Genomic DNA, 13,043 nt, shown 5'->3' on the forward strand with positions numbered 1-13,043 from the left:
GGGTATGACGGACGTATGAGGGCGAGCTTCCGGCTTGGCCGGATCGCGGGGGTACCCGTCGGGGTCAACTGGAGCGTCCTGGTCATCTTCCTGCTGATCGCCTGGGCGTTGTCGGCCAGTCTGTTCCCACGCTCCTACCCCGGCCATTCGACCGGGGCGTACGTGCTGGCGGGGTTGAGCGCCGCGGTGGTGTTCTTCCTCGGCCTGCTCGCCCACGAGGTGTCCCACTCGGTGGTCGCCAAGCGCAACGGGATCGCCGTGGAGGGGATCACGCTCTGGCTCTTCGGCGGGGTGTCCGAGCTGAAGGGGGAGGCGAAGGACCCGGGTGCCGAGCTGCGCATCGCGGGGATCGGCCCGCTGGTGAGCCTGCTGATCGGGTTCTTCTTCGGCGGCATCGCCGTGGTGCTCGCCCTTGCCGGCGCGCGCGGGCTGGTGCTCGGCGCGCTGTCCTGGCTGGCCGGCATCAACGTCCTGCTGGCGATCTTCAACGTGCTGCCGGCCGCCCCGTTGGACGGCGGGCGGCTGCTGCGCGCCGCGGTGTGGAAGGCGACCGGCGACCGGACGAAGGCGTCCGTGGTGGCGGCCCGGGCGGGTTGGGGCCTCGGCGCCCTGTTGATCGCCTTCGGACTCTGGCGGTTCCTGACCGGCGCCGGGGTGGGCGGGCTCTGGCTGGCGCTGATCGGCTGGTTCCTGATCGGCGCGGCCGGCATGGAGGAACGGCAGGCCCGGATGGGCAGCGCGCTGCGCGGGGTCCGGGTCGGCGAGGTGATGACGCCGCAGCCGCAGACCGCGTCCGGGGACATGACGGTCGCCGACTTCGTGGACCACTACCTCTTCGCGTACCGGCACTCGGCGCTGCCGCTGACCGAGGACGGCCGGCCGGTCGGGCTGGTCACCCTGGACCGGGTCCGGGGCATCCCCGCCGACCGGCGGGCCACCACCACGCTGGGCGAGGTGTCCTGCCGGGCCGACGAGCTGGTGCTCGCCGCCCCGGACGAGGCGCTCAACGACCTGCTTCCCCGGCTCAGCGAGTGCGCCGACGGCCGGGCGCTGGTGGTGACCGACCAGCGGCTGGTGGGGATCGTCTCGCCGAGCGACATCAGCCGGGCGGTGCAGCGCGGCAGCATGCGCGAGCAGATGACTCCGGGTCGCCGTTAGGGAAGACGGGCCGCCGTCAGGCAGGCGCCGGGGAGAGCCGGGCGGTGAGGTCGGGGGCGCCGGGGCCGGAGAGCTCCGGTAGGACCGCATGCCGGCCGGTGAGCAGGAGCAGGAGCGCCGCGATGTCTCCCTCGACCCGGGGGCCGCGCCCGACGGACCAGGGATGGTCCACGGCGACGAGCTCGAAACCGCCCAGCCGGCGGCGGGCGTGGAACGGCCAGCCCATGGTCCAGGCCCTCGTCGCGGCCGTGGCCGCCGCGTCCGCCGGCATCGGGCGGCTCCGGCCCAGTGTCCGGGCGATGTCCTGACCGTGCACCAGGATGTCCAGCAGCGGCTCCAGGTGCGTCACGCCCGGCGCCTTCCGGCGCGACCCCACCATGCCCCGCAGTCGGACGGCGTGCTCCTCGACGGGCAGCGCGGCCTCCCGTACGGCGGTGTCGTGGATCATGCGGTCGAAGCTGCCGCGGGCCCGCAGCATCGCCAGGGCCGCGGCGAGCGCCCCCGTGTGGGCGAGGGTGAGGTGCGCGGCCACCTCGCGTACCCGCCAGCCGACGCAGAGGGACGCCGTCTCCCACTCCGCTCCGGACAGGTCGTCGAGGAGGTCGGCGAGGCTGGACCGCTCGTCGTCGATCGTCCGCCACACGTCGTCACGGTTCATCCCCGCCCCCTCGCCGACCGCCGCCGCCGGGTTCGACGACCTGACCGTGGCGCAGGGCCGGGTCTTCGCCCGGATCGGCCCGCACGGCACCCGGGTCACCGAGCTCGCCGAGCAGGCGCGGGTCACCAAGCAGACCGCCGCGTTCCTCGTCGACCAGCTCGAACGCGGCGGCTATGTCCGCCGGGTGCCCGACTCGTCCGACGCCCGCGCCCGGCTGGTTACCATCACCGCGCGCGGCGAAGCCGCGATCCGGGTGGCGCGGGCCGCCGAGGCGGAGGTCGAGGCCGAGTGGACGCGGCACCTGGGCAGGCAGGCCACCAGCCAGCTGCGGCGCGCCCTCACCCGGCTGCGGGAGATCACCGACCCGTACCGGTGACCGGCCCGGCATCGCCGCCCCGGCCGTCAGGGGCGGGGGAAGTACCGGTCCAGCAGCTCGGTGCGGAACTTCCCGGCCGGGTCGAGTTCGCGCAGCAGGGCGAGGAAGTCGGCGTGCCGGGGGTACGCCGCGGCCGGGTCCAGCCCGAAGACCTTGCCCCAGTGCGGGCGGGGCGCGAACGGCGCCAGCCGCTCCTCCACCGCGGCCACCACCGGCGTCACCGCCGCCTCGTCACCGACCCAGGTGAAGTGGATGGCGAGGCTGTCCCGCCCGTGGTTCGGGCTGAGCCAGAGCGGGTCGGCGGCGATGGTACGCAGCTCGCAGATCTGTAGCACGGCGGCGATCCGGTCGGCCACCGCGTCCAGGGCGGCGAGTGCCTCGGCGGCCACGTCGCGGGCCACGTGGTACTCCGACTGGAGCTCGTCGCCGCTGCTCGGGGTGAAGCCGAGTCGGAAGTGCGGCAGCCGTTCGTGCCACGGTCCGGGCACGCCGAGCTGCTGGGTGCAGTTCTCCGCCGGCACGCCGGGCACCGGGTGGCGCTGCGCCGGGGCCGCCGTCGTACCGAGCCAGTCCGCCGGGGGCGGCGGCTGGTCGGCGCGCTGCTTGCGCCACACCTGGTCCAGCCGCGCAGAGCGCCAGTCGGTGAAGGCGCTGACACTGTACGCCGAGGCGAAGGCGGCATCGAGCGCGTCGCGCGGCAGGCCGAGTCGGACGTACTGCCGGACGTCGAAGGTGGGCACCACGTCCAGGGTCACCCGGGTGACCACGCCGAGCGCGCCGAGGTTGACCACCATGCCGGCGAACCGGTCGTCGGCCCGGTCGACGGTCAGCAGGTCACCGTCGGCGGTGACCAGTTCGAGGGCGGCGACCGCCGTGGCCAGGTTGCCGTGGGTGTCGCCCGAGCCGTGGGTGCCGGCGGCGACCGCGCCGGCCACCGAGATGTGCGGGAGGGAGGCCAGGTTGGCCAGGGCGTACCCCTGGGCGTGCAGCCGGGTGGCGAGGTCGCCGTAGCGCAGGCCGGCGGCGACGGTGACGGTGCCGCGCTCCGGGTCCAGCTCGACGGTGGGCGGCAGCCCGGCCAGCGAGACCAGGTCGCCGGTGGTGTCGCCGAGCCGGTTGAAGGAGTGCCCGGTGCCGACGGCCCGGATCCGGTCGCTGCCGGCGACCAGCCGGCGCAGCTCGTCCACGGTGGACGGGGTGTGCCGGCGGCGGGCGGCGTAGCGGACGTTGCCGGCCCAGTTCCGGCCGGCGCGGGGGCGCGGGGCGGCGCCGCTGGTCGTCCGGGCGGCGATGTCGCCGGCGAGCGGGGCGTCGGTCACGGGGCGGTCTCCCGGTCGGTGGCGGCGGGGTCGGCCAGGGCGGCGCAGAGCGCGTCGAGCGCCAGATCGACCTCGCGGAGGGCATACCCGCGCAGCGCCACCGGCAGCCCGGTGGCCCGGGCCTGCTCGATCTCGGCGCGGGCCGCCTGCCGCGCCGCCGCGTCGCCGTGGGCCAGTGCCGCCTGGGCACGCCGGACCAGCTCGTCGATCCGCTCGGTCCGGTAGCCGCGCAGGGACTCGGCGAAGTCGAAGTCGAGGTCGACGCCGACGAGCCGGGCGGTGGTGCGGGCCCGCGCGTCGGTGAAGCGGTCGGCGGCGTACCGGGCCAGGGCATCCGCTACCTCGTCGGGTGTCTGGCGCACCTGGGCCAGGTCGAGCAGCTCCACGGCGGCCCGCCCGTCGAGCGGGTGGCGCGCGCCGGCCCGCACCTCGGGCGGCAGCGCCGCGCCGGGCACGCCGAGCAACCGTGGCGTCCCGGGACGCCCCTGCACCGGCGGCCCGTCGGCGAGCGCCAGGGCGTCGAACTGGTCCCAGCGGTACGTGCCGCGCAGGCCCGGCCGCCGCACGTCCAGCCCGTCCGGTCCGATCACGAAGCGGAACGGCCGCAGCGCGCCGAGCAGCACCACGCCGCCGAGGATGACGGCCCCCAGGGCGACCAGCGTCCGCAGCACCCGGTGGCCGCCGACGGCCAGCACCGTCACGCCGCCGAGCACGCAGATCGCGGCCAGCACCAGCGTCCCCCGGTTCCGGCGCAGCTCCATCTCGTACCCCCGTTCGCGCCGCAGTCGTCGTCGGTTGCATCATCCGTCGCCGGGTCAAGGGGCGGGCACCGGTCGATCGGGCACGGTTGCGGCGGCGTGGACGGGGAACCCTACGCGAATGAGCAGCTACCGCGATCCGACCCTGCGCGGCGACGGGTATCCGTCCGAGGAGGAGATCGACCCGACCGGCGTGGGTCCCGACCCGGCGGGCGGGCTGCCGGCGTACCCGACCGCTCCGGTGCCGGCGCCCACCCCGGAGCCCGAGCCCGACCCCCCACCCGGACCGGGGCCGGCGCCCCGGACGACGGACGGCGGGCGGCTGGACACGGTGCTGCGCGAGCCGGCCCGCTGACCGGGCCGGTCCAGTCGGCGCCGGGCGGGCTCAGAGCTGCGGCATGACCTCCGCGGCGACCAGTTCCAGGTGGTCCAGGTCGGCCAGGTCGAGCACCTGGAGGTAGACCCGGCGGCTGCCGATCTCGGCGTACCGGCCGAGCTTGTCGACGATCTCGGCGGGCGTGCCGGCGAGGCCGTTCTCCCGCAGCTCGGCCGGCTCCCGGCCGATCGCCGCGGCCCGCCGGCCGATCTCCGCCTCGTCCCGGCCGCAGCAGAGCACCAGCGCGTTGGACCAGACCATGCCGGACGGGTCCCGGCCGATCTCGGCACAGGCCGCCCGCACCCGCGCGAACTGGGCCACGGAGTCCTCGACGGAGGCGAACGGCAGGTTGAACTCGTCGGCGTAGCGGGCGGCGAGCCGCGGGGTGCGCTTCGGACCCGTCCCGCCGAGCAGGATCGGCGGTCGCGGCTGCTGCACCGGCTTGGGCAGCGCCGGCGAGTCGCTGACCGGGTAGTACTTCCCCTGGAAGTCGAACGTCGCGCCGGCCGGCGTCTCCCAGAGGCCGGTGATGACCGTGAGCTGCTCCTCCAGCCGGTCGAAGCGCTCGCCCAGCACCGGGAACGGGATCCCGTACGCGGTGTGCTCCTCGGCGTACCAGCCGGTGCCGATGCCCAGCTCGACCCGGCCGCCGCTCATCTGGTCGACCTGCGCGACGGTGATCGCGAGCGGGCCGGGCAGCCGGAAGGTGGCCGCGGTCATCAGGGTGCCCAGTCGGATCCGGGTGGTGTCCCGGGCCAGGCCGGCGAGGGTGGTCCAGGCGTCGGTCGGGCCGGGTTCGCCGCTCCCCGAGCCCATCTTCAGGTAGTGGTCGGAGCGGAAGAACGCGCCGAAGCCCGTCTCCTCGGCGCGGCGGGCCACGGCGAGCAGCTGGTCGTAGCTGGCGCCCTGCTGGGGTTCGGTGAAGATCCGCAGTTCCATGCCCCGAGCATATGGAGCCGGCGTGCCCGCCACGCCGTGCTTCCGGCGAAGCCGGGACCAGCTCGTATTACTTGACAAGCATATGAGTGAAGGGGCATATTGTCGTCATGTCCGTCGACGCCTTCGCCGTGCTGGCCGAGCCGAGCCGGCGCCGCATCCTGGAACGGCTGCGCCGCGCCGAGAGCAGCGTGGGCGACCTGGTGGACGCGCTGGGGATGAGCCAGCCGGCCGTCTCCAAGCACCTCAAGGTGCTCCGCGAGGCCGGCTTCGTCACCGTCCGCACGGCGGCCCAGCAACGCATCTACCGGCTCGAGGTACGCCCGCTGCGGGCCGTGGACGACTGGCTCGGGCCGTACCGCCGGCTCTGGGCCGACCACCTCGACGCCCTCGAACGCCATCTCGACAGTCAGGAGTGACCATGGACCGCGACCGCTTCCGACCCGGCCCGCTCGCCGACGTCGCCCGGGTACCCGCCGACGACCGCTGGGACCTGGTCTTCGTCCGGGACCTGCGGCACCCGCCGGAGAAGGTGTGGGCCGCGCTGACCGAGCCGGACCGGCTCGCCCAGTGGGCGCCCTTCCTGGCCAGCCGGGACCTCGGCACCCTGGGCGAGGCCACGCTCAGCACGGTCGACGGCGACGACACCTTCCCCCAGCCGGCGACCGTGCTCCGCGCCGAGCCGCCGACCCTGCTGGAGTACACCTGGGGCGACGGCCTGCTGCGCTGGGAGCTGAGCCCGTCGGCCACCGGCACCCGGCTGACCCTGCGGCACACCGTCGACAAGCCCGAGCTGGCGCCGATGATGGCCGCCGGCTGGCACCTCTGCCTCGACGTCGCCGGCCACCTGCTCGACGGCGACCCGGTCGGCCCGATCCGCGGGGCCGAGTCGACGAACTTCGGCTGGGACGAGCTGCGGGCCGCGTACGCCGAACGCCTGGACGACGAACCGCCGGCGCGCTGACGGGCGGAGCTCACGCCCGGCGCGGCGCCGGGGCGTCCGGGAGGGTGATCGCGGTGGCGGCCCGGCGGATCGGCTCGGTCACCCGACGGATCATCCGCTCCCGGCCGGGCAGGTGCGGCATCAGGCGCACCATCAGCGTCTGGAACCGGATCTGCGCGGCCGAGCCCAGCACCATGCCCTTGAGGTTGCGCTCGGCGAGCCGCTGGTTCGCCTCGACGAAGGGGCGCATCCGCCGCTCGTAGTCGGCGAAGCCGGCCACCGGGTCGCCCGACGCCGCCGCGAGCGAGGTGGCCAGCACGTACGCCCCGACCAGGCCGAGGCTGGTGCCCTGCCCGGACGCCGGCGACGGCCCGTACGCCGCGTCCCCGACCAGGGCGATCCGCCCGGTCGACCAGCGGTCCATCCGGACCTGGCTCATCGAGTCGAGGTAGAAGTCGGGGGCGTCCCACATGGCGTCCAGCAGGCGCGGCACCTGCCACCCGGCGCCGGCGAACGCCTCCGCCAGCAGCGCCTTCCGCCCGGCGACATCCCGGTGCTCGGCGCCACCCTCGGGCGAGGGGAAGAGGAATAGCGCCCTGGCGTCCAGCGAGCCGGCGGTGCGGTAGACGCCGACGGTGCGCCCCGGCGCGGGGTGCATCAGCTCGACCCGCTCCTCGCCGAACTCCGCCGGCACGGTGAAGATCGCGATGTGGTGCCCGAGCGGCCGCAGGTGGGCCGACTCCGGGCCGAAGGCCAGCCGCCGGACGTTCGAGTGCAGCCCGTCCGCGCCGACCACCAGGTCGAACGTCCGGCGCGGACCCCGCTCGAAGCTCGCCTCGACCCCGTCGGCCGACGGGGTCAGCGTGGCGATCGAGTCGTCGAAGAAATACTCCACGTCGGGGGTGGCGTCGGCGAGGATGCGGGCCAGGTCGCCGCGCATGATCTCGGCGTCGTCGCCCTCCCGGCCACCGAAGAGCGCGGCGTCCATGGTGGCGAGCTGCGCGCCCGCCGAGTCCACGAAGCGGGCCGACCGCATCCCGGTGTCGTGCCGCTCGACCTGCGCGCGCAGGCCCATCCGGTCGACCACCTCCAGCGCGGCACCCCGGATGTCCACCTTGTAGCCGCCCTCGCGCAGCGCCGGGGCGCGCTCCACGACGGTCGGACGGAAGCCGTAACGGCGCAGCCACCAGGCGAGCGCGGGGCCGGCGACGCTGGCGCCGGAGATCAGGACGGTCGTCATGCCGTTCACTGTACGAACGTGTAAGACGTTTGTGCAAGACATTTGTTCCAGGAATCGGTTAGGCTGTCGACCATGGGAAATCGGGAAGACCTGCTCGCCGGCGCCAAGCGCTGCCTGATGGAGAAGGGGTACGCGGGCACCACCGCCCGGGACATCGCCGCCGCCTCGGGCACCAGCCTGGCCGCCATCGGCTACCACTTCCGCACCACGAAGGCGCTGCTCAACGAGGCTCTCTTCGAGGCGATGGCGGAGTGGGGCGAGGAGCTGCAGCGGGCCCTCGCGGTCGACGCCGGCCCCGACGCCACCCCCGAGCAACGGTTCGAGGCGGCCTGGACCCGGATCATCGAGTCCTTCGCCCGGCTGCGGCCGCTCTGGGCCATCCAGTTCGAGCTGATCGCCCAGATGGACCGGGCGCCCGAGCTGCGCGAGGCGTTCGCCACCGCCAACCAACTCGCCCGGCTCGGCCTGGCCGAGGTCTTCCACCGGCTCGACCCGGACGCCGACGAGTCGCAGTCCCTGGCGCTCGGCTCGTTCTACCAGGCCCTGCTCGGCGGTGTCGCGGCCCAGTGGCTCGTCGACCCGGACCGCGCGCCGTCGGCGGCGGAGCTGACCCGGGCGCTGCGCACCATCGCCGCCGAGTTCACCGGTTGAGCGGACCGGCGGGAAACGGGGCAGCGCGGGACGGGCACCGTGTGATCTGATCCCTGCCGATGACGACACCGGACACCCCCGACGCCGCCACGGCCACGCCGCCGCTGGTACAGCGCATGATCGTGCTCATGCTCGCCAACCTGGCCCTGAGCGCCCTGCTCGCCGGCCTGATGCTGGTCTTCCGGGAGCAGCTGCTGGACTACCAGCTCGCCCACCTCGACCTGCCCGCCGGCACCGACCTGGCCGCCGCCCGGGAGACGCTGCGCTCCTCGGTGTGGTCCCGCGTGCTGCCCGTGGCGCTGATCGCGCTCGCCTACCTGGTGGTGATCCGCGGACTGCGGCTGGGCCGGCGCAAGGCGTACCGGCAGGTGGTCTTCATCTCGGTGATCGTGCTGGCCGGCTCCGGCCTCACCCTGCTCCAGCCGTTGCCCTGGTGGGTGCGGGCCATCAACGTCGCGAAGGCGCTCGTGGTGGTCGCGCTGCTCTTCCTGGCCAGCCGTCCCCAGGTCCGCGACCGGTTCGCCGCGACCCGCCGACCCGACCTGGTCGACGGCTTCCAGTCCTGACCTCCCTGGCCGCCGGCGGTCCGGGGCTGTCCCGGGTACGGGCGGGCGCCCGGCTCAGCCGAGCTGCGGAACGACCTCGCGGGCGAAGAGGCGCAGGGCCGCCAGGTCGGTCGGCTCGTGGAGGTAGAGGATGAAGTACTCCATGCCGGCCTCGACCAGCCGGCCGAAGACCTCGACCAGCTCGGCGGGGGTGCCGACCGCACTGCCGGCCGCCACCTCCGCCCGGTCGCGCCCGCGCAGGTGCGGGGCCAGCCGGGCGGTCACCTCGGCGTCCGTGGCGCCGGTGAAGACGGAGAAGGACGCGGTCTTCAGGATGCTGTCGTAGTCGCGGCCGACGTCGGCGCAGTGCCCGGCCAGCACGTCCAGCTTATGGCGGTAGAAGGCCGGGTCGGTGTGGTCGGTGAGGTTGCAGGCGTCGGCGTACCGGGCCACGGTCCGCAGCGTGCGCTTCTCGCCGCTGCCGCCGATCAGCAGCGGGATGTGCGGCCGCTGCACGCCGGTCGGCACGTTTTGCGCCGCCCGTACCCGGTGGTAGCGGCCCTCGACCGTGGCGACCGGCTCCCGCAGCATCGCGGTGACCACCGCCGCCGCCTCGTCCAGCCGGGTCAGCCGCTCCCCCGTCGACGGGTACGGCTGGTCGAAGCCGTACGCGTCGTACTCGCGCTGGTCCCAGCCGGCGCCGAGGCCGAGGAACGCCCGGCCGCCGCTCGCCGCGTCCAGGGTGGCGGCCATCTTCGCCAGCAGCGCCGGGTTGCGGAAGCTGTTGCAGGTGACGATCTGACCGAGCCGGACCCGCCGGGTCTCCCGGGCGATCGCCGCCAGGCTGGTCCAGCACTCGAAGGTCGTCTCCGCCGAGCCGGAGACGGCCTGCAGGTGGTCGTAGAGCCAGACAGAGTCGAAGCCCAGCTCGTCGGCCTCCCGGGCCACCTGCACCATCGCCTCGAACTGGGCCACCGGATCGCTCAGGTGGGTGAGGTCCGACCGCCAGCCCTGGGGCAGCACCACGCCCCACCGGATCTTGCCCATGCCAGCTCCGCTCCCCAGTCGTCGCCGGTCATCGTAGGCGGGTGCCGGCCATCCCTGACCGGCGGCCGTGTTCGAGTGGCCGCTCAGCGACGGGCGGGTCCCGTCGAGCAGTTACCTGCCCAGCGAGCGTTATGACTGAGCGGCATATTTATGACTCTCAGGTATATCGCTCGCGGCAGTCGTCCTCCCCTGGCGCGGATCACGCGCCGCGGCCGGGGACACCAACGCGCGGGCTTTACCCGCCGCCGCACACCCTCGGCGCGCCGCCGAAGCGGGCCCGGTCCGGTCGTCAGGCCACACGGCGGGGTGCGGCCGGTCGGCGGCCGAGGATCGGCGCGGCGGCCCGGCCGACGAAGACGAACGTCTCCCGGGCGGCGGCGACGGCCTGGTCCAGATCCGCCGGGGACCAGTCACGGGCGGCCAGCGCGACCCGGAAGTCACGCCAGTCCCGGCCCGGCGCCATGCCGCTGCGGCGGAAGAACCCGGTCCCCACGCCCTCGCGCAGCTCCAGGCGGCGTTCCACCACCGGGGCGATGACCCGCCCGCCCAGGGCGCTGCCGAGCAGGACGTACCGGCCGCCGACCGCGCGGGCCAGGCCGTCGAAGCCGGGGGCGTCGGTGGGCTCCGGTCCCGCCTCGCCGTCGTACGGTTCGCCGGTCAACGCGCGGAGGTCGGCCCGAAGCAGGTCGGTCGCCTCGCCGAGCCGGGGGTCGAGCCGCAGACCGGCCCAGTCGACGGCGGCGAGCCGGCGCTCCAGGGGCCGCCACCCGGCGAGCATCGCGGACAGGACGGACGACAGGTCCGTCCGGGACCGGATCCGGCCGGGAAGGTCCAGGTCACGCTCCAGGGCGAGATGGTGCTCCCGGGTGCCGGCGCGCAGCGCGTCCAGCATCGGGGAGACCGCCTCCGGGCGTCGCGGTCGGGCCTGCTCGGACATCGGGCAAGTATGCCCCGAGCTGGTACGGAGCCCAATGTGCGGCGCCCCACGACGACCCGACGTGCGGCGTCCGGTCAGCGAGGCGATCGTCCCGAACGGCGTCCACGGATCAGCCGGGCCCCGACGCTCACCACGGTGGTCCCGGCGGCCGTCCCGACCAGAATCAGGACCGCCCCCACCGCCCAGAGACCGGTGTCGTCGATCGAGGCGGCGTGCGCCGCCCAGGTGACGGTGAAGGCAACCGTCATCACCGGCGCCACGACCCAGGGGCTGAGCAGCCAGCCGCCGACTGCGGCGATCAGGGCCAGGGTGAGGACGCAGCCGACCACCTGCCACGGCGCGTACGGGCCGCTGGTCGCACCGGTCTCCGGGTCCACCGTGTATCCGGTCTCCCACCCCAGCCAGGCCCACCACGCGCCGGCCGTCGCCGCCGCGACGATCAGGCCGCCGAGCAGGGTGCGCATCGTCAGGTTCACGACCTGATCCTTCCCGTCGGGGCCGGAATCGGGATGAGCACGCGTACTCAAGATCGTCGAACAGTCCCGCGACGCGGCCGGTGCTCACGCCGCTGCCGTGCCGCGGACCGCCCAGGCCCGGGCCGTCAGCCGGATCGAGCCACCCCGGCCAGCACCGTCGAGGTCAGCGCGCCGGTGCCGCACGCGACGTCGAGCCAGCGCAGCCCGGATGGCACGTCGGCCGGCGCAGGACCTCCGCCGCGACGGGCCGACTCCACCGACCGACGTACGCCTCGTAAGCGTCACCGTCGGCCCAGACCCGGTCTGCCATCCGGGAACCATACGACGCGGGAGCGGGCCGAGCGGCGTGTCCCGGGCCGCCGTCCCTTGTGGCGAAAGGCGCTAGAGGAGCCCCTTCGCGGTGCCGAAGGCAAAGGCGGCGAGGAGGTACGCGTCCGTCACTTCGCCCGCCGCGATCATGCCGGCGAGCTCCTCCCGGATGACCAGCCGCCGATCGTCGATGCCCTCGTACACCGCGTCCGCCGGGATGTCGTCCGGCAGGCCGCCCTCCTCCAACCGAGCCAGGTAGATCTCGTCCATGCCGCCGTCGCCCGCCAGGCAGCCGAGCAGCTCGACCTTCTCGACGGTCATGCCGACCTCTTCCTCCAGCTCGCGGGCGGCGGTCGCCGCACCGTCGGCGCCGGGCTCGGCGAAGCCACGGGGGATCTCCCACTGCCAGGTGCGCATCTCGTGGCGGAAGTGGCGGACGAGCAGCATGCGGCCGTCCGCGAAGACCGGCAGTACGGCCGCGCCGGTCCCGACCACGGCGCCGACCATCCGGATGTACGGCCTCAGCTCGCCGTCGCGGAAGCGCACGGCGTCACGCACAACCATCACGTAGCGGTCCTCGTAGATGACGCCGATGTCGCCGTAGTCCTCCGGCTTGCCCTCGGCGCGGAGCATCGCGGCCGCTCCGTCGGCGACGCGGGTCTGGCTTTCGCAGTCGAAGCGCCAGCCCCTGGTCAGTGACGCACCGTCGCGCTCCTACGGATCAGGCAGAACGGATGCCCGGCCGCTTGCACGTGACGTGCCCGCCGATGCTGCCCGCTGCGGTCGACCCTCAGGCCCGGCGCAGATCGTGAATCACGAGGTGCAGGTCCATCTCATCGCCGGGTTCGAACCACAGGCCCTCGGCGGCCAGCACATCGGCAGCAACGATCCTGGCCTGCGCCACCGGCGTTTGCTCGGCACGGAAGCTCGGCCAGACCAGCAGGGGAAAGACGTGCTCTTCGCCGTAGCGGCGCACGTCGGTGATGTCACCGAGCACCGCCCGCGGCAGGGTGTCGTTGGCCCAGGATCACAACCACGTCTGCTGGACGTGATCCACGCTGCCGATCACCGTGATGCGGCCGTGGAGGAAGTCCCGACCGCCGCGCGACCAGACGATCGTGGCGTCATCCATCGACCAGTGGTACTGCACGTCGCCGCCCAGCCCGTGGTCAGCGATCATCCGCGCCTGCCGCTGCCCGACGCTGTCACGAGCCGCAGAGGCGACCGACTCCCACAACTCATGATCATGCGCAGCTCGTTGATCCACGCGATCCATGACCCTCCCGCCCTCGCGGCACAACCCGCACAGCCGGC

16 protein-coding genes and 1 pseudogene are annotated in these 13,043 nt (G+C 74.2%); 7 read left to right on the top strand and 10 right to left on the bottom strand.

All coding sequences use genetic code 11. The features are described 5' to 3' along the window. The first annotated feature begins 15 nt into the window (after window positions 1–15). Complete coding sequence (locus ACTWO6_RS25705; RefSeq protein ID WP_446216342.1) at window positions 16–1,158, top strand: site-2 protease family protein; 1,143 nt, start codon at window positions 16–18, stop codon at window positions 1,156–1,158. A 16-nt stretch (window positions 1,159–1,174) separates the two neighbouring features. Here ACTWO6_RS25705 and ACTWO6_RS25710 read toward each other — a convergent pair whose 3' ends face one another. Then, window positions 1,175–1,816, bottom strand: coding sequence for a maleylpyruvate isomerase family mycothiol-dependent enzyme (locus ACTWO6_RS25710; RefSeq protein ID WP_446216343.1), 642 nt, complete (start codon window positions 1,814–1,816; stop codon window positions 1,175–1,177). 46 nt (window positions 1,817–1,862) lie between these two features. Between ACTWO6_RS25710 and ACTWO6_RS25715 the strand changes: the two genes are divergently transcribed. Next, entirely contained in the window at window positions 1,863–2,192 is a 330-nt protein-coding gene (locus tag ACTWO6_RS25715) for a MarR family winged helix-turn-helix transcriptional regulator (protein ID WP_446216344.1), read from the top strand. A gap of 26 nt (window positions 2,193–2,218) precedes the next feature. On the opposite strand, the gene ACTWO6_RS25720 is transcribed toward ACTWO6_RS25715, so the two are convergent. Next, a complete protein-coding gene (locus tag ACTWO6_RS25720) occupies window positions 2,219–3,484 on the bottom strand; it encodes an FAD-binding protein (protein WP_446220764.1) in 1,266 nt (421 codons plus the stop codon). A 23-nt stretch (window positions 3,485–3,507) separates the two neighbouring features. Beyond that, window positions 3,508–4,272, bottom strand: a complete 765-nt coding sequence (locus ACTWO6_RS25725; RefSeq protein WP_446216345.1) for a hypothetical protein — start codon at window positions 4,270–4,272, stop codon at window positions 3,508–3,510. Window positions 4,273–4,390: 118 nt separating this feature from the next. On the opposite strand from ACTWO6_RS25725, the gene ACTWO6_RS25730 reads away from it, so the two are divergent. Further along, the gene (locus tag ACTWO6_RS25730) at window positions 4,391–4,624 is read left to right on the top strand and encodes a hypothetical protein (protein ID WP_446216346.1); all 234 of its coding nucleotides are present in this window, start codon (window positions 4,391–4,393) and stop codon (window positions 4,622–4,624) included. Between the two features lie 30 nt (window positions 4,625–4,654). Here the strand turns inward: ACTWO6_RS25730 and ACTWO6_RS25735 are convergent, their stop codons facing one another. Then, complete coding sequence (locus tag ACTWO6_RS25735) at window positions 4,655–5,584, bottom strand: LLM class F420-dependent oxidoreductase (RefSeq protein ID WP_446216347.1); 930 nt, start codon at window positions 5,582–5,584, stop codon at window positions 4,655–4,657. A 107-nt stretch (window positions 5,585–5,691) separates the two neighbouring features. On the opposite strand from ACTWO6_RS25735, the gene ACTWO6_RS25740 reads away from it, so the two are divergent. Beyond that, a complete protein-coding gene (locus ACTWO6_RS25740) occupies window positions 5,692–6,000 on the top strand; it encodes an ArsR/SmtB family transcription factor (RefSeq protein WP_446216348.1) in 309 nt (102 codons plus the stop codon). A gap of 2 nt (window positions 6,001–6,002) precedes the next feature. Beyond that, window positions 6,003–6,545 carry an SRPBCC family protein gene (locus ACTWO6_RS25745; RefSeq protein ID WP_446216349.1) on the top strand — a complete coding sequence of 181 codons (543 nt, stop codon included), beginning with the start codon at window positions 6,003–6,005 and terminating at the stop codon, window positions 6,543–6,545. Window positions 6,546–6,555: 10 nt separating this feature from the next. On the opposite strand, the gene ACTWO6_RS25750 is transcribed toward ACTWO6_RS25745, so the two are convergent. Further along, complete coding sequence (locus ACTWO6_RS25750) at window positions 6,556–7,764, bottom strand: FAD-dependent monooxygenase (protein ID WP_446216350.1); 1,209 nt, start codon at window positions 7,762–7,764, stop codon at window positions 6,556–6,558. 72 nt (window positions 7,765–7,836) lie between these two features. Between ACTWO6_RS25750 and ACTWO6_RS25755 the strand changes: the two genes are divergently transcribed. Together ACTWO6_RS25755 and ACTWO6_RS25760 are read left to right on the top strand one after the other, a co-directional pair. Continuing rightward, window positions 7,837–8,415: a TetR/AcrR family transcriptional regulator gene (locus ACTWO6_RS25755; protein WP_446216351.1), complete on the top strand. Its 579-nt coding sequence runs from the start codon at window positions 7,837–7,839 to the stop codon at window positions 8,413–8,415. Between the two features lie 59 nt (window positions 8,416–8,474). Next, entirely contained in the window at window positions 8,475–8,981 is a 507-nt protein-coding gene (locus tag ACTWO6_RS25760) for a hypothetical protein (RefSeq protein ID WP_446216352.1), read from the top strand. Window positions 8,982–9,035: 54 nt separating this feature from the next. Here the strand turns inward: ACTWO6_RS25760 and ACTWO6_RS25765 are convergent, their stop codons facing one another. The 5 genes and pseudogenes from ACTWO6_RS25765 to ACTWO6_RS25785 all read right to left on the bottom strand — a co-directional run bounded on the left by ACTWO6_RS25765 (window position 9,036) and on the right by ACTWO6_RS25785 (window position 13,005). Beyond that, window positions 9,036–10,007, bottom strand: a complete 972-nt coding sequence (locus tag ACTWO6_RS25765; protein WP_446216353.1) for a TIGR03560 family F420-dependent LLM class oxidoreductase — start codon at window positions 10,005–10,007, stop codon at window positions 9,036–9,038. Window positions 10,008–10,296: 289 nt separating this feature from the next. Further along, window positions 10,297–10,944 carry a biliverdin-producing heme oxygenase gene (locus ACTWO6_RS25770; RefSeq protein ID WP_446216354.1) on the bottom strand — a complete coding sequence of 216 codons (648 nt, stop codon included), beginning with the start codon at window positions 10,942–10,944 and terminating at the stop codon, window positions 10,297–10,299. A 74-nt stretch (window positions 10,945–11,018) separates the two neighbouring features. Continuing rightward, the gene (locus ACTWO6_RS25775) at window positions 11,019–11,420 is read right to left on the bottom strand and encodes a hypothetical protein (RefSeq protein WP_446216355.1); all 402 of its coding nucleotides are present in this window, start codon (window positions 11,418–11,420) and stop codon (window positions 11,019–11,021) included. A 381-nt stretch (window positions 11,421–11,801) separates the two neighbouring features. After that, window positions 11,802–12,362: an NUDIX hydrolase gene (locus ACTWO6_RS25780; protein WP_446216356.1), complete on the bottom strand. Its 561-nt coding sequence runs from the start codon at window positions 12,360–12,362 to the stop codon at window positions 11,802–11,804. A gap of 157 nt (window positions 12,363–12,519) precedes the next feature. Then, a pseudogene (locus tag ACTWO6_RS25785) lies at window positions 12,520–13,005 on the bottom strand (DUF6882 domain-containing protein). Window positions 13,006–13,043 lie beyond the last annotated feature (38 nt).

It is taken from the genome of Micromonospora sp. IBHARD004, from assembly GCF_052814115.1.